Origin of the sequence: Verrucosispora sp. FIM060022 (genome assembly GCF_003977705.1) — a bacterium.
Lineage (GTDB): Bacteria > Actinomycetota > Actinomycetes > Mycobacteriales > Micromonosporaceae > Micromonospora > Micromonospora gifhornensis.
Window position 1 is genome coordinate 66746 of record NZ_RQIV01000008.1, and the last position, 20002, is coordinate 86747.

Here is a 20002-nt window from a genome sequence, read left to right on the forward strand (position 1 = left end):
GCTCTGCTTCACCGCACGCACCGGTTCCGGTCGAAACCCGGTGCGTGGGTTGGCGCAGAGCAAAGGGGCCAAGAACAGGTGGGTCGGGCCCGTCGCGGCCTGCCGTCGGGTCCGGCGCAGCCCGCCCCACCGTGATCGGTCATGGTGTGGTGGTGGCCGCCCGCGGTGCGGTCGCCGCCGCCCGGGCGACGGCGCGGGGCAGGGCCGGGCCTCGGTAGATGAACCCGGTGTAGAGCTGCACCAGGCTGGCGCCGGCGTCGAACATCCGGGCGGCGTCGTCGGGGTGCACGATGCCACCCACCCCGATGATCGGCAGCCGTCCACCGGTCTCCCGGTGCACGAAGTCGACCACCTGTCGGGCCCGGTCGGTCAGCGGTCGACCGGACAGGCCGCCGGCCTCGTCGGCGCGGTGTCGGTCGCCCGGCGCGAGGCCGTCGCGCCCCAAAGTGGTGTTCGTGGCGATCACCCCTGCGGCACCCCGGGCCAGGCACACCTCCAGCAGTTCGGCGATGGCGGGTTCGGTCAGGTCCGGGGCGATCTTCACCAGCACCGGCTTCTCCCCCACCAGAGCGGCGAGCAGCGCGTCCAGGTGGTCCCGGTCCTGCAGGGCACGCAGGCCGGGGGTGTTCGGCGAGGAGACGTTGACCGCGAAGTAGTCGCCGTGCCCGCGCAACGCACGGTACGACGCCTGGTAGTCGGCCACCGCCTCGTCCAGCGGCGTCACCTTGGACTTGCCGAGCGAGATCCCCAGCGGTACGCCCAACGGGCGCGGCAACGCCGCCAGCCGGGCCGCCAGGGCCTCGGCTCCGGCGTTGTTGAAGCCCATCCGGTTGATCACTGCCTCGCTGTCCGGCAGCCGGAACAGCCGGGGCCGGGGGTTGCCCGGCTGCGGGTACGCCGTCACCGTGCCGACCTCGACGAACCCGAAGCCCAACGCCGGCCACGCCGGCAGCGCCACCCCGTCCTTGTCCATCCCGGCGGCCAGTCCCACCGGGTTCGGAAAGCGCACCCCGAACACGGTCCGGGGTGCGGCCACCGCGTACCGGGCACGCAGCACCGCCAACGCCCCCGGCGTCCGCGACAGGGCGCTCAACCGCCGCAGCGTCCACTCGTGGGCCGCCTCGGCGTCCCCGCCACCGACCCGGAACAACCCCCGCCGCACCGTCTGCTCAAACATCACGCTCACCTCCCGGCGCCACCGCCGCCACCCCCATGACCGACATGGGTGCAGCGAGGGTCATCGGGAGGTCCGGAGGCTGGCGTGCAGGGCCTGCAGCGGGCGGACCTGCATGTCGCCGCGGATGAGGGCCTCGATGCCCATCACGGCGGCGGCCACCCCGGGCACCGTGGTCACGCAGGGGATGTCCGCCGTGACCGCGGCGCTGCGGATCTCGTAGCCGTCTGAGCGGGCGCTGGCACCGGACCCCTGCGGGGTGTTGATCACCAGGGCGATCTGGTTGCTGCGGATCAGCGACACCGCATCGTCGTCGGCACCTGCCTCGTAGTGCTTGCGGGCAACCTCGCAGGCGATCCCGTGCCGGCGCAACACCTCGGCGGTACCGGCCGTCGCCACGATCTCGAAGCCCAGATCCGCCAGCCGCTTCACCGGGAAGATCATGCCGCGCTTGTCCCGGTTCGCCACCGAGACGAAGATCTTGCCCCGGACGGGCAGTGACCCGTACGCGGCCGACTGGGACTTGGCGAAGGCGTGCCCGAAGGCGGTGTCGATGCCCATCACCTCACCCGTCGACTTCATCTCCGGGCCGAGCAGCGAATCCACCCCCTTGCCGGCCGGCGTCCGGAAGCGCTTGAACGGCAGGACCGCCTCCTTGACCGCGATCGGGGCGTCCGGCGGCAGGGTGCCACCGTCCCCGGTCGCGGGCAGCATGCCCTCGGCCCGCAGCTCGGCGATGGTCGCCCCGAGGGCGATCCGGGCCGCCGCCTTGGCCAGCGGCACCGCCGTCGCCTTGGAGACGAACGGCACCGTACGCGAGGCGCGCGGGTTGGCCTCCAGCACGTACAGGGTGTCGTCCTTCAACGCGTACTGCACGTTGAGCAGGCCGCGTACGCCGATGCCCCGGGCGATCGCCTCGGTGTACCGGCGGACCTGCGCCACGTGCGAACCGGCCAGGGTGATCGGCGGCAGGGCACAGGAGGAGTCGCCGGAGTGGATGCCCGCCTCCTCGATGTGCTCCATCACACCGCCGAGGTACACCTCCCCGTCGGCGTCACAGAGCGCGTCCACGTCGATCTCGATGGCGTCGTCGAGGAACCGGTCGACAAGCACCGGGTGATCCGGCGAGATGTCGGTGGCCCGCCCGATGTAGTCACGCAGCGTGGCATCGTCGTAGACGATCTCCATGCCCCGGCCGCCCAGCACGTACGACGGGCGGACCAGCACCGGATAGCCGATTTCGTCAGCGATCTCCTTCGCCTCCTCGTACGAGGTGGCGGTGCCGTGCTCCGGAGCCCGCAGACCGGCCCGGGCCAGCAGCGACCCGAATGCGCCCCGCTCCTCGGCCAGGTGGATCGACTCCGGGGAGGTGCCGACCACCGGCACACCGGCGTCCTTGAGCCGCTGCGCCAACCCGAGCGGGGTCTGCCCGCCCAGCTGCACGATCACGCCCACCACGCCGGGCCCACCGGCCTCCCGACCGGAGGAGTCCTCGGCGTGCCAGACCTCCAGCACGTCCTCGAAGGTCAACGGCTCGAAGTAGAGCCGGTCGGCGGTGTCGTAGTCGGTGGAGACGGTCTCCGGGTTGCAGTTGACCATCACGGTCTCGAACCCGGTGCCGCCGACACCCGACTGCGCACCGCGCAGCGCCTGGACCGCGTGCACGCAGGAGTAGTCGAACTCGATGCCCTGCCCGATCCGGTTGGGTCCGGAACCCAGGATCAGCACCTTCGGTCGCGGCGACCCGATCACCTCGGTCTCCGCGTCGTACGACGAGTAGTGGTACGGCGTGGTCGCCTCGAACTCGGCGGCGCAGGTGTCCACCGTCTTGTAGACCGGCCGGATCCCGAGCCGGTGCCGCAGGGTCCGCACGCCGTCCTCGGCGGCCAGTTCGGGCCGCAGCGCGGCCAGCTGACGGTCGGACAGGCCGGCCCGCTTGGCCTGGTAGAGCAAATCACCGTCGAGCACCGGCGCGGCCACGATCTCGTTGCGCAGCTCCACCAGCGCGGCGATCTGGTCCACGAACCACGGGTCGATGCCACCGGAGGCCGCGGTGACCTCGGCGATCGAGGCGCCCAGGCGCAGCGCCCGCTCCACCGTGTAGAGCCGGCCGTCGTGCGGGGTGGCCAGGGCGGCGAGGGTGTTCTCCTTGGTCGCGCCGGCCGGGTCGGGCACCGTCCAGAAGCCTGCGGCCTTGGTCTCCATCGACCGCATCGCCTTGTTCAACGCCTCGGTGAAGTTGCGGCCGAGGCTCATCGCCTCGCCGACGGACTTCATCGTGGTGGTCAGCTCCGGGTCCGCGCCGGGGAACTTCTCGAACGCGAACCGGGGGATCTTCACCACCACGTAGTCCAGCGTCGGCTCGAACGCCGCAGGCGTCTTACGGGTGATGTCGTTGGGGATCTCGTCGAGGGTGTAGCCGATGGCCAGCTTCGCGGCGATCTTCGCGATCGGGAAGCCGGTCGCCTTGGAGGCCAGCGCCGACGAGCGGGACACCCGCGGGTTCATCTCGATGACCACGATCCGCCCGTCGGCCGGATTGATCGCGAACTGGATGTTGCAGCCGCCGGTGTCCACCCCGACCTCGCGCAGCACCGCGATGCCCAGGTCACGCAGCTGCTGGAACTCGCGGTCGGTGAGCGTCATGGCCGGTGCCACGGTGACGCTGTCGCCGGTGTGCACACCCATCGGGTCGATGTTCTCGATCGAGCAGACCACCACCACGTTGTCGTGCCGGTCCCGCATGAGTTCGAGCTCGTACTCCTTCCAGCCGAGCACGCTCTCCTCGATCAGCACCTCGTGCACCGGGCTGGCGGCCAGCCCCGCACCGGCGATGCGCTCCAGGTCCTCGTCGTTGTGCGCCATGCCGGAACCGAGACCGCCCATGGTGAACGACGGCCGGATCACCACCGGCAGACCGAGGTCGGCAACGGTCTCGCGGACCTCGTCCATCGAGTGGCAGACACGCGAGCGGGGCACCAGACCCTCCGGGTCGGCCACCTCGAGCCGTACGCCCGCCTTGGCCACGATCTCCTTGAACAGCTGCCGGTCCTCGCCGCGGCGGATCGCGTCGATGTTGGCGCCGATCAGCTCGACGCCGTACTTCTCCAGCACCCCGGCCTCGTGCAGCGCGACCGCGGTGTTCAGCGCGGTCTGCCCGCCGAGGGTCGGCAGCACCGCGTCCGGCCGCTCCTTGGCGATGACCAGCTCGACGAACTCCGGGGTGATCGGCTCGACGTACGTGGCGTCGGCGAACTCCGGGTCGGTCATGATCGTGGCCGGGTTCGAGTTGACCAGGCTGACCCGGATCCCCTCGCTGCGCAGCACCCGGCACGCCTGGGTGCCGGAGTAGTCGAACTCGCAGGCCTGCCCGATGACGATCGGCCCGGAGCCGATCACCAGAATGTGCTTGAGATCGCTCCGCTTAGGCATTGCTGTGTCCCTCGTTGTGGGTCCGACCCTCGATCAGTTCGGCGAAACGGTCGAAGAGGTAGTCCGCGTCGTGCGGGCCGGACGCCGCCTCCGGGTGGTACTGGACGGTGAACGCGGGCACGTCCAGGGCCCGCAGCCCCTCGACCACGTTGTCGTTGAGGCAGACGTGGCTCACCTGCACACCGCCGAACTCGGTCTCGATGACCTCGTCGGGCACCGTCGCGCCCGGCGTGACGCCCGGCACCTGCACGGCGAAGCCGTGGTTGTGGCTGGTCACCTCGACCTTGCCGGTCATCCGGTCCAGCACCGGCTGGTTGATGCCGCGGTGGCCGTAGTCGAGCTTGTAGGTGCCGAAGCCGAGCGCCCGACCGAGGATCTGACTGCCGAAGCAGATGCCGAACAGCGGCACCTTGCGGCGCAGCACCTCACGGGCCAGCTTCACCGGCCCGTCGGCGGTGGCCGGGTCACCCGGACCGGGCGAGAAGAAGATCGCGTCCGCGCCGGTGGCCAGCAGATCGTCGATGGTCGCGGTGACCGGCAGCACGTGGGTGGTCACACCCCGGGCGGCGAGTCGACGCGGCACGTTGCGCTTGATGCCCAGATCCAACGCGGCCACCGTGAACCGGTGCTCGCCCTCGGCGGCCACCACGTACGGCGCGGTGGTGGTCACCTCGGCGGACAGGTCCGCGCCCACCATCTGCGGCGACTGGCGGACCCGGGCCAGCAGGGCGCGCGGGTCGTCGTCGATGCTGGAGATGCCGACCCGCATCGCGCCACGCTCACGCAGGTGCCGGGTCAACGCCCGGGTGTCCACCCCGCTGATGCCGACGATGCCCTCGGTGGCCAGCCGGTCCTCCAGCCCGCCGGTGGCGCGCCAGTTCGAGCTGATCCGGGCCGGGTCACGCACCACGTAACCGGCCACCCAGATCCGCCGGGACTCGTCGTCCTCGGCGTTGACACCGGTGTTGCCGACGTGCGGGACGGTCTGCACCACCACCTGCCGGTGGTACGACGGGTCGGTCAGCGTCTCCTGATAACCGGTCATCCCGGTGTTGAAGACCGCCTCACCGAAGGTCTCCCCGACACTGCCGTACGCCTCACCATGAAACGTGCGCCCGTCCTCCAGGACGAGAATCGCTGGACGCCTACGACTCACTTGACTGCCTTTCCGTCCAGGACCGTCGCCTCGCCACGCAGGAAGGTCGCCACGATGCGACCCGGCAGCGTCATCCGGGCGTACGGGGTGTTGCGGCTGCGACTTGCCGACTCAGCCGGGTCGATCAGCCGGCGGCTCGCCGGGTCGACCAGGGTCAGGTTGGCCGGAACTCCGGGGGCGGGATCACGGCCGTGCTCGGTCAGCCCGGCGATGCGGGCCGGGGTGCGCGACATCCGCTCGGCGATCATGTCCCATTCGGGGCCGAGCACGTCGAGCGCGATCGACAGCGCCGTCTCCAGCCCGAGCATGCCCGGCCGGGCGTACGCCCACTCGCACTCCTTGTCCTCCACGGCGTGCGGGGCGTGGTCGGTGGCGATGATGTCGATCACGCCGTCGACCAGCGCGGCCCGCAGGGCGGCGACGTCGGCGGCGGTACGCAGCGGCGGGTTGACCTTGTACACCGGGTCGTACGCCCCGGCCGGGTGCCAGGTGTCCGCGATGGCGGGGCTGGCGAGTTCGTTGCTGCCGCCGACGACCGAGTCGGTGAGCAGCAGGTGGTGCGGGGTCACCTCGGCGGTGACCCGTACGCCGCGCGCCTTGGCCTGACGCAGCACCTCGACGCTGCCGGCGGTGGAGACGTGGCAGACGTGCAGCCGGCCGCCGACGTGCTCGGTCAGCAGCACGTCCCGGGCGATGATCGCCTCCTCGGCCACCGCCGGCCAGCCGGTCAGGCCCAGCCGGGTGGAGACCTCACCCTCGTGCATCTGCGCGCCCTCGGTGAGCCGGGGCTCCTCGGCGTGCTGGGCGATGATCCCGTCGAACGCCTTGACGTACTCCAGGGCGCGGCGCATCAGCCTCGGGTCGGCGACGCAGTGCCCGTCGTCGGAGAAGATCCGCACCCGGGCGGCCGAGTCGGCCATCGCGCCCAGCTCGGCGAGGCGCTCGCCGGCCAGCCCGACGGTGACCGCGCCGATCGGCTGCACGTCGACCAGCCCTGCCTCCCGACCGAGCCGCCAGACCTGCTCGACCACCCCGGCGGTGTCGGCCACCGGCGAGGTGTTCGCCATCGCGCAGACCGCGGTGTAGCCGCCCAGCGCCGCCGCCCGGGAACCCGTCTCGACGGTCTCGGCGTCCTCCCGGCCCGGCTCGCGCAGGTGGGTGTGCAGGTCGACCAGGCCGGGCAGGGCCACCAGCCCGTCGGCGTCGATCACGACTGCGTCCGGCGCGGACAGCCCCCGACCCACCTCGGCGACCACGCCGTCGCGCAGCAGCAGGTCGGTCGGTGCCGCGCCGAGCACGCTGACGTTTCTGATCAGGTACGAGTTCACCGGTTGTTTCCCCCGAGCAGCAGGTAGAGGACGGCCATCCGTACGGAGACTCCGTTGGTGACCTGTTCGACGATGGTGGAGCGGGGCGAGTCGGCGACCTCCGGGGTGATCTCCATGCCCCGGTTCATCGGACCGGGGTGCATGACGATCGCGTGCTCCGGCAACCGGCGCATGCGGGCGCCGTCGAGACCGTAGCGGCGGGCGTACTCGCGGGCGGACGGGAAGTAGGAGTCGCCCATCCGCTCCCGTTGCACCCGCAGCATCATCACCACGTCCGTCGACGGCAGCACCGCGTCGAGGTCGTAGCAGACGGCGGTGCCGGGAGCCAGGGCGGCGGCGATGTCGACCGGGATGAGGGTGGGCGGCCCGACCAGGGTGACCTTCGCGCCGAGGGTGGACAGCAGCAGCACGTTCGACCGGGCCACCCGCGAGTGCAGCACGTCCCCGACGACCGCGACCGACAGGCCGGCCAGCCGGCCCATCCGGGAGCGCATCGTGTACGCGTCCAGCAGCGCCTGGGTGGGATGCTCGTGGGTGCCGTCACCGGCGTTGACCACCGAACCGTCGACCCAGTCGGCGAGCCGGTGCGGGGCGCCGGAGGCCGGGTGCCGGACGACCACCGCGTCGGCGCCCATCGCCTGCAGGGTCAGCGCGGTGTCCTTGAGGCTCTCGCCCTTGGCGACGCTGGACCCCTTGGCCGAGAAGTTGATCACGTCGGCGCTGAGCCGCTTCGCCGCCGCCTCGAAGGAGATCCGGGTCCGGGTGGAGTCCTCGTAGAAGAGGTTGACCACCGTACGCCCGCGCAGCGCGGGCAGCTTCTTGACCTCGCGGCCGGAGACGGCGGCCATCTCGGCCGCGGTGTCCAGGATCTGGATGGCGGTGTCGGCGTCGAGATCGGCGCCGGAGAGCAGGTGCCTGATCATGAAAGCGCGGCCTCCCCGTAGAGCCGTACCTCGTCGACGCCGTCGGTCTCGGCCAGCGTCACCTTCACACTCTCGGCGAGGGCGGTCGGGATGTTCTTGCCGACGTAGTCGGCGCGGATCGGCAACTGCCGGTGGCCCCGGTCGACCAGGACCGCCAACTGCACGGACGACGGACGTCCGAGGTCGCTCAGCGCGTCGAGGGCGGCGCGCACCGTACGGCCGGAGAAGAGCACGTCGTCGACGAGGATCACCCGCATGCCGTCGATTCCGCCCGGCGGCACCTGGGTCGGGCCGACCGCCCGGGTGGCGTTGCGACGCAGGTCGTCGCGGTAGAGGGTGATGTCGAGCACACCGACCGGCACCGCGGTGCCCTCGAAGGCGTTGATCCGCTCGGCGAGGCGTCGCGCCAGCGGGGCGCCTCGGGTCGGCACTCCGAGCAGTACGGTGTCCGCCGCGCCCTGGGTCTTCTCCAGGATCTGGTGGGCGATCCGGTCGACGACACGTTGCACCTCGGCACTGGTCAGAATCACCTTCACCGAGGGTTGTCGCGGTGGCGACGGGTGGGCAGCCGGTGGGCAGGCCACGGCGGACCTCCTTCCCCGCCTCACGGGACGGGTCGTTAAAGGATGTCGGATCCCCCCAGGTCAGCCGGGTACGGCCGGCGGGAGGGCTTGGGCCACGTTACCAGTGGTCGTTGCCGTAACCACGGTCGGGCACGAGTGGCTCAGACCACGTCGGGGAGAGACCGGTCGGCGTATCGGTTCAGCGGGCAGAACGGGACAAGTCGACCGGGGTGTTCAACTGAGGTATCGCCACCACTTGACCACGTTTACGAATCCCCGTACCGTCACGCTCCGTAGCGATCGCTGGGAGAACCCCGAGCAGCACTGGGAGTGTCCGAATGCCCTCTGAATACGCCAAGTCTCTGGGCGCCCGTCTGCGCTCCATTCGCCAGCAGCAGGGTCTGTCCCTGCAGGGCGTGGAGGAGAAGTCGAACGGGCGTTGGAAGGCGGTTGTGGTCGGCTCGTACGAGCGCGGTGACCGGGCCGTCACGGTGTCCCGCCTGGCCGAGTTGGCCGAGTTCTACCGCGTACCGGTCTCGGAGTTGCTGCCCGACGGCAGCGGGGTGCGGCACGAGCCCACCAGCAAGATCGTCTTGGACCTGGAGCGGCTCTACGACGAGGCCAGCGAGGACCTCGCCTACGTCGCCCGGTACGCCCGCGCCATCCAGCAGCAGCGCGGCGACTACAACGGCCGGGTCCTGTCGATCCGCGCCGACGACCTGCGGGCCCTCGCGATCGTCTACGACGCCTCGCCCTCCGGCCTGATCGAGCGGTTGACCGAGCACGGCGTGCTGGTCGCCGACCCCCGGGCGTTCTTCGCTTCCTGAATTCCCAGCAACAAAAGGCCCGCGCCGGACGGCGCGGGCCTTTCGTTTCGTCGCACTCCCCGACGGCCACCGCAAGCGGTGGCCCGCATCGGAGCCGATCAGCGGGTGGCGTACTCGGCGATGCGGCCGAGCAGACCGTTGAGGAAGCGAGGCGAGTCGTCGGTCGACATCTGCCGAGCCAGTTCGACGGCCTCACTGATCGCCACCGCGTCGTCGATCTCGTCGACGTAGAGCAGTTCGTAGACCGCGATCCGGGCGAGGTTGCGGTCGACCACCGGCATCCGGTCCAGCGTCCAACCCTCGGCGTAGCTGGCGATCAGCTCGTCGATCCGGTCGAGATGACCGGCCACGCCCTCGACCAGGCCGACCGCGTACCCGAGGTGGTCGGGGCGCGGCTTCTCGATCCGCTCGATGTAGCCGGCCAACACCTCGACCGGCGGACGATCACGCAGGTCGGCCTCGAAGAGCACGTCCAGCGCCCGCTTGCGCGCCTTGCGGCGCGCGGGCATCTGCTGCTTCGGACCCTCGGCCATCAGGCGCGGCCGAGGTAACGGCCGTCGCGAGTGTCGACCTTGATCTTCTCGCCGGTGGTGATGAAGAGCGGCACCTGCACGGTCGCGCCGGTCTCCACCGTCGCCGGCTTGTTGCCACCGGTGGACCGGTCGCCCTGCAGGCCCGGCTCGGTGTAGGTGATCTCCAGCACGACCGAGGTCGGCAGCTCGACGTAGAGCGGCACGCTCTCGTGCGTCGCCACGATCGCCTCGGCCTCGGGCAGCAGGTAGTTCGCCGCCTCGCCGACCGTCCCACCGGGCACGGTGATCTGGTCGAACGTCTCCATGTCCATGAAGACGTAGTCCTCGCCGTCGGCGTAGAGGTACTGCATGGTGCGCTTGTCAACGGTCGCGGTCTCGACCTTGGTGCCCGCGTTGAAGGTCTTGTCGACGACCTTGCCGGAGAGCACGTTCTTCAGCGTGGTACGCACGAACGCACCACCCTTACCAGGCTTGACGTGCTGGAACTCAACGACGGCCCAGAGCTCCCCGTCGAGGTTGAGTACCAGGCCGTTCTTCAGGTCGTTGGTGGTGGCCATTTCCTGCCTTGATCGTCATTTGGCGGACAGACCTAGCAAGTCTACTAGCCGCCCTGCGGTACCCCGACCGCCGCCGTCCACGGTCAGTCCGGCCCCACCCGACCCGGACCGCCACCCTCCGTGACACAACCCACCCCACCGCCTCCCCCACCCCGCCCCTTTGCTCTGCTTCAACCCGCGCAACGGTTACGCCCCGTGGCGAAAGCGCGGGACATCTCGCGCCACCCGCAACACGAAGATGCTGCTCATCGACGGTTGCGTGGGTTGAAGCAGAGCAAAGGGCGAAGCGAGGGTACGAGGGACGGAACGGCGGACATCACCGAGCGTGATTGAAGCAGGGGAAGCCGAGCGTAGTGCTCGCCCGGCCGACCGGAGTATGCGTGCCGGCGGGGAGGTCAGCTGCGCTGGTCGCGGCGGGCGGCGAGGTGGTGCAGGGCGAGGCGGTAGCCGTCGACGCCGAGCCCGCAGATCACGCCGGTCGCCACCGCCGAGACCACCGAGCGGTGCCGGAACTCCTCCCGCGCGTGGATGTTGGACAGGTGCACCTCCACCAGCGGCCCGCGCAGCATGGCGCAGGCGTCGCGCACCGCGATGGAGTAATGCGACCAGGCGGCCGGATTGAGCACCACGGCGGCACCCTCGTCCGCGGCGGCGTGCAGCCAGCCGAGCAGTTCGTGCTCGGCGTCGGTCTGCCGCACGACGACGTCCAGGCCCAGGTCTCGTCCCGTCGTCTCGCAGAGTGTGACCAGGTCGGCGTAGCTGGTCGTCCCGTAGACGTCGACCTGGCGGGTGCCCAGCCGGCCCAGGTTCGGCCCATTGAGCACGTACACCTTCATGCTGGTTCGCCTTCCACTCGCGACAGTTCAGCCGCAGAAACCCGCGACGATTCAGCCGGACACCGCGGCGTACGCGGTGTGCAGCAGGTCGTCGTCGGGACCGTCCAGGATCGCCGGTCGGGCCAGCCCGTCGAGCACCACGAACCGCAGCCGGTTGCCTCGGGCCTTCTTGTCGACCCGCATGGCGGACAGCAGCCCGGGCCAGGCGTCGGCCGGGTAACGGGTCGGCAGGTCGAGCGCGGTCAGCACGGCACGGTGCCGGCCGGCGGTGGCCTCGTCCAACCGGCCGGTGAGGCGGGCCAGTTCGGCGGCGTAGACCAGGCCGACCGAGACGGCGTGACCGTGCCGCCAGCGGTACTCCTCGACCTTCTCGATGGCGTGCGCCAGGGTGTGCCCGTAGTTGAGCACCTCGCGTACGCCTGACTCACGCAGGTCTCCGCCGACCACGTCGGCCTTGACCCGGATCGCCCGCTCGATCAGCTCCCGGGCCACCGGCCCGGTCGGATCGACGGCCGCCGCCGGGTCGTTCTCGACCAGTTCGAGGATGACCGGGTCGGTGATGAAGCCACACTTGACCACCTCGGCCAGACCGGCGGCCAGGTCGACCGGCGGCAGGGTGTCAAGCGTGCTGAGGTCCGCCAACACCCCGACCGGCGGGTGGAAGGCGCCGACCAGATTCTTGCCGGCCGTGGTGTTGATGCCGGTCTTGCCGCCCACCGCCGCGTCGACCATGCCCAGCAGCGAGGTGGCCACCGGCACCCAGCGCACCCCGCGAAGCCAGCAGGCGGCCACGAACCCGGCCAGGTCGGTGACCGCGCCGCCGCCCAACCCGACCACCGCGTCGGTACGGGTGAACCCCGCCTCGCCGAGCCGGTCCCAGCAGGCCGCCGCCACGTCGACGTGCTTGCCGGCCTCGGCGTCGGGCACCTCGATCGGCAGCGGTGTCATGCCGGCGGCGCCGAGCCGGTCACCGATGGCGTCGGCCAACTCCTTCAGCGGCGGGGCGTGCAGCACCGCCACCCGGGTGGCATCGGGCAGCAGGCCGGGCAGCGTGTCGAGCAGGCCACGACCGACCAGTACGTCGTACGGCCGTTCGCCGCCGACCGGGATCCGGGTCACGTTGTCCATCGCCGGGAGCCTAGCCCACCGTCGACCGCCTGGACCGGATCCGCTCACCGGTGCCCGATCAATGGAACGGAGGTTTACCGGTTCGTGGACCGGGCAGGGGACCATCACCAGCTATCCAGGGGGCACCATGACCGAGCGGACGATCGACGGCGCCGACATCCGGCTGCCGGCCACCATCCTCGGCGTCGGGCTCGGCGGTTTCGTCGACGGCATCGTGCTGCACCAGGTGCTCCAGTGGCACCACCTGCTCAGCAACACCGGCGCCGACAACATCGGCATCCGCGAGTACCCGGTGGACACCGTCGCCGGATTGCAGATGAACACCCTGTGGGACGGGCTCTTCCACGTGGTCACCTGGGTGGCGGTGCTGACCGGCCTGGCCATGCTCTACGCCCGGGTGACCCGGTCCCGGGGGCGACTGTGGCGCTCGCCGATGCTGTGGGGCTGGGCGCTGATCGGGTGGGGGCTGTTCAACCTGGTCGAGGGCATCATCGACCACCACATCCTGGCCATCCACCACGTCCGGGCCGGCGAACACCAACTCTGGTGGGACCTCGGCTTCCTCGCCCTGGGCGTCGTGCTGATCGCCGTCGGGTGGCTCGTGCAACGCCGCGCCACCGCCGTGGACCTCTGCGCCGACGACACGACCTCGGCGAGCCCACGCCGATGAGCGTGGCGCACACCGCGCAGCACGCCACGACCGTCGGCCCGGCTGTGCTCGTACCCCTGGTGGCGGGTTGGTGTTATCTGGCTGCCGTGTTGCGGCAGCGCGAACCGGACCGGCCGGGCTGGAGCCATTGGCGTACGGCCGCGTTCGCCGCCGGATGTGCGCTGCTCGCCGTCGCCCTGCTGCTGCCGGCCGACGGGTTCGCCGCGCACATGTGGCAGCACCTGCTGCTCGGCATGCTCGCCCCGCTGGGCCTGGTGCTCGGCGCGCCCGGCACTCTGCTGTTGCGGACCGTCGACCGGCGGGTCGGTCGGGCTGCGCTGCGGGCGGCGCGGCATCCGGTGGCGCGCACGCTCGCCCACCCGGTCACCGGCCTGCTGCTCACCGCCGGTGGGCTGTGGCTGCTCTACCTCACCCCGCTGTACCGGGCCACCCTCGCCAGCCCGGTGCTGCACGACCTGGTCAACCTGCACTTCCTGCTCAGCGGGTTGCTGTTCACCTGGTCGATCGCCGGCCCGGAACCGTACCGGCACCGGGCGTCCGTGCCGGTACGGCTGGTGGTGCTCGGCGCCGCGGTCGTCGCGCACGCCAGCCTGGCCCAACTCCTGTACGCGGGGCTGCTTGTCGACGTACCGGCCCCGCCGCAGGCGCTGCGGGCCGGCGCGGCGGTGATGTACTACGGCGGCGATGCGGCCGAGATCCTGCTCGCCCTGGCCCTGCTGGCCAGCTGGCGCCCGCAGCCGCGCCGCGCACCGGCACCGGCCGCCGCGTCAGGCGTTAAAAGGGGACCCCTGCTCTACCTGAGGCGTTGAGAAGGTGCCCTTCCTTACCGCTTGAGCAGGGGGATGATCTCGGCGGCGATCTCCTGCGGAGTGCGGCCGTCGGTCACCACCGTCACGGTCGCCACCTCGGCGTAGAGCGGTCGCCGCTGGTCCATCAGGTGTTTGAGGGTGGCCCGCGGGTTGATCGCCAACAGCGGACGCCCGACACCGAGACCGACCCGCTTCACCGCGTCGGTCAACTCGACCGACAGGTGCACCACCTGGTGACCGACCAGCGCGGCGCGGTTCTCCTCGGCCAGCACCGCGCCGCCGCCGAGAGCCAGCACCCCGTCGCAGGAGGCCAGCGCCGCGGCCACCGCCGCCCGTTCGAGGGCACGGAAGTGCTCCTCCCCCTCGTCGACGAAGATCTCCGGGATCGGCTTGCCGGCCAGGCGCTCGATGTCGGCGTCGGTGTCCCGGAACTCGACCCCCAGCTCGGCCGCGAGGACCTCACCGACGGTGGTCTTGCCGGAGCCGGGCGCGCCGACCAGCACGCAGACCGGACGGGTCCGACCGGTCACCGGATCACCAGCGCGTCGAGGTAGCCGGCGAGGTTGCGCCGCATCTCGGCGATCGAGTCGCCGCCGAACTTCTCCACTGCCGCCTCGGCCAGCACCAGCGCCACCATCGCCTCGGCGACGACGGCGGCAGCGGGCACCGCGCAGACGTCGGAGCGCTGGTTGATCGCGGTGGCCGGCTCACCGGTGGTGATGTCGACAGTCGCGAGGGCCCGGTTCAGCGACGAGATCGGCTTCATCGCGGCCTTCACCCGCAGCGGCTCGCCGGTGGTGATGCCGCCTTCCAGGCCACCGGCCCGGTCGGTGACCCGACGTACGCCGGTGGCGGTGGGGATGATCTCGTCGTGCGCCTCGGAGCCGCGCGAGCGGGCCTGCTGCCAGCCGTCGCCGATCTCCACACCCTTGATCGCCTGGATCGACATCAGCGCGGTGGCCAGCCGGGCGTCGAGCTTGCGGTCCCACTGCACGTGGCTGCCCAGGCCGGGCGGCACGCCGTACGCCAGCACCTCGACCACACCACCGAGGGTGTCGGCGGCCTTCTTCGCGGCGTCGACCTCGGCGACCATCCGGGCGCTGGCCTCCGGGTCGAGGCAGCGCAGCGGGTCGGCGTCGATGCGCTCGGCGTCCTCCGGGCGGGGCCGCAGCCCCGGCTTGACGGCCACCGGGCCCAACTCCACCACGTGCGAGACGATCTCCACGTCGAGGGCCTGCCGCAGTAGCGCCTTGGCCACCGTGCCGACGGCCACCCGGGCGGCGGTCTCCCGCGCGCTGGCCCGCTCCAGGATCGGCCGGGCGTCGGTGTGGCCGTACTTCTGCATGCCGGCCAGGTCGGCGTGGCCGGGCCGGGGCCGGGTGAGCGGGGCGTTGCGGGCCTGGCGGGCCAGCTCGTCGGCGTCGACCGGGTCGGCGGCCATCACGGTGCGCCACTTGGGCCACTCGGAGTTGCCGACCCGCAGAGCGACCGGGCTGCCCAGTGTCACCCCGTGCCGCAGCCCACCGATGACCTCGACCTCGTCCTGTTCGAAGGACATCCGCGCACCCCGGCCGTAGCCGAGCCGGCGGCGGGCCAACTCCCCGGCGATCTCGGTGGTGGTCACCTCGATCCCGGCCGGCACCCCCTCCAGCAACGCGACGAGGGCGGGTCCGTGCGATTCCCCTGCGGTCAACCAGCGCAACACAGCCATGAGTCTGTCACGCCCGGTGCCCGCCGCACCGCACCGCCCGCCCCGTCCCGCCCTACGGACGTCTGCCTCAGATGCCCCGGCCGCGCTTGTGCAGGGTGCGCAGCACGGCGTCGGCGCGGACCACCCGCCCGGCCACCGCCAGGGCCAGGTACGCCCGAGGCTCCCGCGGATTGCGGCGGATGGTGCGTCGGGCCCAGCGCATCGCCCCGCGCCGGTCCCCGGAGGCGGCCCGGGCGAAGGCGATCTGCCCGGTGACCCGGGCCTGTCCCGCCGGCTGGGTGGCGAACTCGGGGTAGCGCTCCAGCAGCCACTGCAACGCCTCGGAGATGGTGTCCCAGCGCTGCGCGAAGTACGACCGCTTGTGCCAACGCACCAGCACGTACGGGGTGCGCAGGTTGACCAGCGGGGCGCTGCGGGCGGCCCGCAGCAGGAACTCGTAGTCCTCGGCGTAACTGCCCGGGATCTCCTCGTCGACCAGCCCGAACCCGTCGCGCAGGGCTGCCGCCCGGATCAAAAAGGTCGACGGGTGCAGCTCGGTCATCCGGTCCCGCAGCAGGTCGGCCAGGCTGATCGAGTCGCGTTCCAGCACCCGCTCGACGGTGTGCCCGTCGTAGCTGACCCGGATGCCACAGCTGACGAACTCCGCACCGGGCACCGCGTTGAGGGCGTCGACCTGGGCCGCCAGCTTGCCCGGCAGCCACTCGTCGTCGTCGTCACAGAAGGCGATCAGCTCACCGGTGGCAGCCATGGTGCCGGAGTTGCGGGCCCCGGCCAGCCCGGGGGTGCGGGTGTTGGTCACCACCCGCACCGGCCGGTCGGGGGCCGACAACTCGGCCAGCGACGGGTCCGGCTCGGACTGGTCGTACACCACGACCGTCTCGACCTGCCCCGGATAGTCCTGCCCGACGATGGCCCGTACGGCGGCCCGGAGCAGTTCGGGACGATCCCGGGTGGGTACGACGGCGGTGACGCTCGGGTACGCGGTCATAGCTTGTGCCTTCCATTCGGGCCGGGCTTACGCCACGGTCGCCACCAGGGCCGGTGACGCCGCTGCGCGGCCTCGGCCACCAACTCCTCGACGATCATGCCCACCCGGCGCACGGCGGTGCGCTGCGCCTCGGCCGCCTCGGCGTCCACGGTCACCGTGAACCGTCCCGGATCGGCCAGGCCGGCGGTGAGGGCGTCCCGCAACTCCTGCTGGGTCTCGCAGAGCGCGACCAGGCCGGCCGCACCGAGCCGGCGGGCGAACAACTGCTGGTGGTTGTCGACGTGCTCGCCCAGACTCGGGTCCCGGGGCACGACGATCGGCAGGTGCCCGTGCCGGCGGGCCTCCAGGATGGTCGCCGGGCCACCGTGACAGACCACCAGGTCCGCCCCGGCCATCGCGGTCTGCAACTCGGCGTGCCCGAGGAACGGCACCGCGTCGGGCAGACCCTCGACCCGGGTGTGGCCGTGCTGCACGGTCAGCACCACCTCGTCGGCGACCTCGCCGTACCACTCCCGCAGCCAGCCGACCAGCCGGTCGAAGGGGTGCTTGTCGGTGCCGACCGCCACCAGCAGCTGGGCCCGGCCGACCCGGTTGCCGTCGCGAGGCGCCGGAACGTGTCCGGCGGCCCGGTCCGCAGCTACGCCGAACTGCGCGTCGGTGCGCGTCACCTCGCCGCTCACAGCAGCGTCCCCACGACCGTGGCCTCCGGGTACTGGCGGCGCTGCTCCTCCCACTGCACGAGCATCTTCGACAGGAACGGGCGACACAGCCGGGCGGTAAGCGTCGGGGTGTCGATCCGGTCGTAAACCTCGATGTAGACCGTCGGGATGCGGCGCAGCCGGGCCAGCACGACGAACGGCAGCGCCACCCCGGCCCCGGTGGTCACCACCGCGGCGATCCGCCGCCGGCGCAGCACCCGGGCCGCCAGCAGCGTGTTGCGCAACAGGTTGCGCACGTTGCGGGTGGTCGGATGGTAGGCCGGGATCAGGTCCTCGCCGGCCAGCAGGGACACCGCCTCCGGCGTGTCGAAGGTCACCCAGCAGCGCTGCCAGGTCTCGTACCAGGGTTTCAGGGCGAGCAGCTGGGCCAGGTGCCCGCCGCTCGACCCGACCAGCAGCAACTGCTGCCCCACTTTGTCTACGTTGTCCACGCGACTCCCCACAAGTCCGCTGTGCCTGCACCACGGTCGAGCCGTACCCCCAGCGGTCGGCCCGACCATCTCTCACTGTCGTTTCTCGATGACGTCAAGCAACGCCGGATGCAGCGCCGGGTTCCAGCCGGCACCGGCGTCGGCCAGCCGCCAGGTCCGCAGCCACATCTCGATCAGGTACGCGTCGGCGACCAGGCGGCGGCGGGCCGGGTCCAGGCCCAGCCGGTCGCCGTACCGGTCTAGCCACTGAGTCACCTGCTCGGCCGCGGTCGCGGCCGGTTCACCCCGCAGCACCAGGGACCGCTGGAACGCGTCGTGGGCCAGGTCGAAGCCGACCGGTACGTCCGGCCCGCTGTGCTCCCAGTCCCAGGCGACCAACTCACCGGCGTGCCGGCCGAGGTTCCACGGCACCCAGTCGCCGTGCCAGTGGCCGAACTCGACGGCCACGTCGCCGTGCCGGCGGGCCAGTTCCGCCACCGCCGCCACCGCCCGCGCCCCGGCCGGATCCGTCTCGGCCGCCCGCTGCGCCGCTACGGTCAACCGGTCGAGGAACGACGAGCCGGCCAGCGGACGCGGGGTCGCCGGTGGCCGACCCCGCCGGGCCACCGCGAGCAGCGCCGCGAGCTCCGGCGGGGCGTCGACCGGCACCCCGCGCACCCCGGTGGGCAGCGGCTCGACAAGCGCCACGGCCTGCCCCGCCCAGTTGGTCTCGGCGAGCAGCCGGGGGGTGGCCGGATGCCCGGCGACGCCGGCCACCTCCGCCACCTCGCGCAGCGCCGCCGCCTCGGCGGTGACAAGCGCCCGGGTCGCGTCGTTCCAGCCGATCTTGGCGTAGCCGCGGGGCGTCCCCGCGTGGTCGAACAGTTGCAGGGTCGGCTTGTGGTTCGGATCCGGCGGGCGGACCCCGCAGGCCGCGTACGCCCGGCCGCCGCCCAACTCGGTGCTGAGCCGCTCGGCGAGCAGCACCTCGGCGGGATCGAGCGCGGCCGGCACGGCGACACTCAGCACCGGAAACGGTGCCCGCGCGACCACACCGGCCCGCGCCGCCACGCCGAGCGCGGCCCGCACGGCTCGCACCTTCACCGGCCGCAACGCGTTGTACGCCAGCAGCGCCGCCGCAGTGGCCCGCGACGAGCCCAGCGGCAGCAGGAACCGGGCCCGGTCCACCGACGGGACGACGGCGTAACGGGCCACCACCGTGTGCCCGGCCGGCACCGGGGCGTCCACGACCAACGTGATCCGCTGGTCACCGAAGACCGCCCGGGTGACCCACCCCAACCCGTCCTCGCGGCTACGCAGATCGTCGGCCCCGGTCACGCGACCTGGTCCGGCCAGTCGAGACGCAGCCCCAGCCGCTGCCGCAACGCCTCGTTGTACGGACGGTAGTACTGCGTCAACTCGGCCCGCAGCGCCGGCTCCAGCGGCGCCGACCGCCGGTCGTTGTAGACCTTGAAGTCGGGCAGGTCGTGCGCGGGCAGCCCGAGGAAGTCCAGGGTGCGCCGGTAGGTGGCCCGCGCGTCGCGGTACAGGTCCTCGCTGGGCAGGAAGAGCAGCTGCTCGCGGTCGAAGTGCGTCAGCCACGGCTCCAGGTGCTCCAGGTAGCGGCCCCGCGCCCGGTAGGTGTACCAGTCGTAGGCCTCGCTGAAGTACTCCGGCTCGGCGATCAGCCGCTCCCGCTCCCCCGCCGTACGCTCCGGCTCGGCGGCCAGCGCGGCGGCGAAGTCCAACGGCTCCACCCCGTTGGTGCGCCGCTCCTTCCAGTGCGAGTACGCCCGCTCCACCGGATCACGCAACAGCACGATGAGCTTCACCTGCGGCATCAACGCGGCGACCCGCTGCGCGGCCAGCGGGTGGAACATGTACAGCGGCGCGGCCTCACCCACCCGCACCGGACCACCGTGCCGGTTCTCCAGCGTCTCCCGCTGCCGCTGGGTCGGGAAGTGCGACCGGTACCACGCCTCGCCCCGGCCCCAGTTCTCCTCGAAGTAGTGCGAGGACTTCGTGTTCCAGGCCGGGAAGAGTCGCGGCACCAGCGGATGCTGGATGAGGTAGTTCCACAGCGATGTGGTGCCGCCCCGCTTGGTGCCGATGATGAGGAAATCCGGTAGCGGTCGACGGTCGCTGGTGCGTACCCCGTAGTCGACGAGGCTCTCCCGCACCCGGCTCGTCACCTGGGTCGGCACCAACTGCTTCACCCGGTCGCGGATGGACGCCACG

General features: G+C 71.7%; 20 protein-coding genes. 3 read left to right on the forward strand and 17 right to left on the reverse strand.

The genetic code is table 11. The features are described 5' to 3' along the window. Positions 1 to 139 precede the first annotated feature (139 nt). Genes EG812_RS20895 through pyrR form a run of 6 tightly spaced genes read right to left on the reverse strand, consistent with a single transcriptional unit; the run spans position 140 to position 8597 of the window. Positions 140 to 1180: a quinone-dependent dihydroorotate dehydrogenase gene (locus tag EG812_RS20895; RefSeq protein ID WP_043723686.1), complete on the reverse strand. Its 1041-nt coding sequence runs from the start codon at positions 1178 to 1180 to the stop codon at positions 140 to 142. A gap of 57 nt (positions 1181 to 1237) precedes the next feature. Beyond that, positions 1238 to 4606: a carbamoyl-phosphate synthase large subunit gene (carB, locus tag EG812_RS20900; protein WP_013732779.1), complete on the reverse strand. Its 3369-nt coding sequence runs from the start codon at positions 4604 to 4606 to the stop codon at positions 1238 to 1240. Continuing rightward, positions 4599 to 5762 (reverse strand): glutamine-hydrolyzing carbamoyl-phosphate synthase small subunit, encoded by a 1164-nt coding sequence (gene carA, locus EG812_RS20905; protein WP_013732778.1) that lies wholly within the window; start codon positions 5760 to 5762, stop codon positions 4599 to 4601. Before carA ends, carB begins: the two co-directional genes overlap by 8 nt. Then, a complete protein-coding gene (locus tag EG812_RS20910; protein ID WP_013732777.1) occupies positions 5759 to 7090 on the reverse strand; it encodes a dihydroorotase in 1332 nt (443 codons plus the stop codon). Before EG812_RS20910 ends, carA begins: the two co-directional genes overlap by 4 nt. After that, on the reverse strand, positions 7087 to 8013 hold the full coding sequence (locus tag EG812_RS20915; RefSeq protein WP_013732776.1) for an aspartate carbamoyltransferase catalytic subunit: 927 nt from the start codon (positions 8011 to 8013) through the stop codon (positions 7087 to 7089). Before EG812_RS20915 ends, EG812_RS20910 begins: the two co-directional genes overlap by 4 nt. Beyond that, positions 8010 to 8597, reverse strand: coding sequence for a bifunctional pyr operon transcriptional regulator/uracil phosphoribosyltransferase PyrR (gene pyrR / locus EG812_RS20920; RefSeq protein ID WP_043720330.1), 588 nt, complete (start codon positions 8595 to 8597; stop codon positions 8010 to 8012). The genes EG812_RS20915 and pyrR overlap by 4 nt, the downstream gene beginning before the upstream one ends. A 317-nt stretch (positions 8598 to 8914) precedes the next feature. On the opposite strand from pyrR, the gene bldD reads away from it, so the two are divergent. Beyond that, positions 8915 to 9403 carry a transcriptional regulator BldD gene (gene bldD, locus EG812_RS20925; RefSeq protein ID WP_007458348.1) on the forward strand — a complete coding sequence of 163 codons (489 nt, stop codon included), beginning with the start codon at positions 8915 to 8917 and terminating at the stop codon, positions 9401 to 9403. Positions 9404 to 9501: 98 nt separating this feature from the next. Here the strand turns inward: bldD and nusB are convergent, their stop codons facing one another. The 4 genes from nusB to aroB all read right to left on the reverse strand — a co-directional run bounded on the left by nusB (position 9502) and on the right by aroB (position 12457). Next, positions 9502 to 9912 carry a transcription antitermination factor NusB gene (gene nusB, locus EG812_RS20930; RefSeq protein ID WP_199180211.1) on the reverse strand — a complete coding sequence of 137 codons (411 nt, stop codon included), beginning with the start codon at positions 9910 to 9912 and terminating at the stop codon, positions 9502 to 9504. A 23-nt stretch (positions 9913 to 9935) separates the two neighbouring features. Beyond that, positions 9936 to 10493, reverse strand: a complete 558-nt coding sequence (gene efp, locus EG812_RS20935) for an elongation factor P (RefSeq protein ID WP_102658460.1) — start codon at positions 10491 to 10493, stop codon at positions 9936 to 9938. A gap of 395 nt (positions 10494 to 10888) precedes the next feature. After that, the gene (gene aroQ, locus EG812_RS20940; RefSeq protein WP_013732771.1) at positions 10889 to 11329 is read right to left on the reverse strand and encodes a type II 3-dehydroquinate dehydratase; all 441 of its coding nucleotides are present in this window, start codon (positions 11327 to 11329) and stop codon (positions 10889 to 10891) included. A 51-nt stretch (positions 11330 to 11380) separates the two neighbouring features. After that, positions 11381 to 12457 carry a 3-dehydroquinate synthase gene (gene aroB / locus EG812_RS20945; RefSeq protein ID WP_126712535.1) on the reverse strand — a complete coding sequence of 359 codons (1077 nt, stop codon included), beginning with the start codon at positions 12455 to 12457 and terminating at the stop codon, positions 11381 to 11383. Between the two features lie 127 nt (positions 12458 to 12584). On the opposite strand from aroB, the gene EG812_RS20950 reads away from it, so the two are divergent. Continuing rightward, positions 12585 to 13127 carry a DUF2243 domain-containing protein gene (locus EG812_RS20950; protein WP_126712536.1) on the forward strand — a complete coding sequence of 181 codons (543 nt, stop codon included), beginning with the start codon at positions 12585 to 12587 and terminating at the stop codon, positions 13125 to 13127. Further along, positions 13124 to 13936 (forward strand): cytochrome c oxidase assembly protein, encoded by an 813-nt coding sequence (locus EG812_RS20955; protein WP_126712537.1) that lies wholly within the window; start codon positions 13124 to 13126, stop codon positions 13934 to 13936. The genes EG812_RS20950 and EG812_RS20955 overlap by 4 nt, the downstream gene beginning before the upstream one ends. 14 nt (positions 13937 to 13950) lie before the next feature. Here the strand turns inward: EG812_RS20955 and EG812_RS20960 are convergent, their stop codons facing one another. From EG812_RS20960 to EG812_RS20990, 7 genes are all read right to left on the reverse strand, one after another. Next, the gene (locus tag EG812_RS20960; RefSeq protein ID WP_013732767.1) at positions 13951 to 14466 is read right to left on the reverse strand and encodes a shikimate kinase; all 516 of its coding nucleotides are present in this window, start codon (positions 14464 to 14466) and stop codon (positions 13951 to 13953) included. Further along, a complete protein-coding gene (gene aroC / locus EG812_RS20965; RefSeq protein ID WP_102658487.1) occupies positions 14463 to 15641 on the reverse strand; it encodes a chorismate synthase in 1179 nt (392 codons plus the stop codon). Before aroC ends, EG812_RS20960 begins: the two co-directional genes overlap by 4 nt. 73 nt (positions 15642 to 15714) lie before the next feature. After that, complete coding sequence (locus EG812_RS20970) at positions 15715 to 16635, reverse strand: glycosyltransferase family 2 protein (RefSeq protein WP_126712538.1); 921 nt, start codon at positions 16633 to 16635, stop codon at positions 15715 to 15717. Then, the gene (locus EG812_RS20975) at positions 16632 to 17303 is read right to left on the reverse strand and encodes a glycosyltransferase (protein ID WP_126712615.1); all 672 of its coding nucleotides are present in this window, start codon (positions 17301 to 17303) and stop codon (positions 16632 to 16634) included. Before EG812_RS20975 ends, EG812_RS20970 begins: the two co-directional genes overlap by 4 nt. Before the next feature lie 8 nt (positions 17304 to 17311). Then, entirely contained in the window at positions 17312 to 17785 is a 474-nt protein-coding gene (locus EG812_RS20980) for a UDP-N-acetylglucosamine--LPS N-acetylglucosamine transferase (RefSeq protein ID WP_126712539.1), read from the reverse strand. A 72-nt stretch (positions 17786 to 17857) separates the two neighbouring features. Beyond that, entirely contained in the window at positions 17858 to 19102 is a 1245-nt protein-coding gene (locus EG812_RS20985; RefSeq protein ID WP_013732761.1) for a hypothetical protein, read from the reverse strand. After that, complete coding sequence (locus tag EG812_RS20990; protein WP_126712540.1) at positions 19099 to 20001, reverse strand: sulfotransferase domain-containing protein; 903 nt, start codon at positions 19999 to 20001, stop codon at positions 19099 to 19101. Before EG812_RS20990 ends, EG812_RS20985 begins: the two co-directional genes overlap by 4 nt. Position 20002 lies beyond the last annotated feature (1 nt).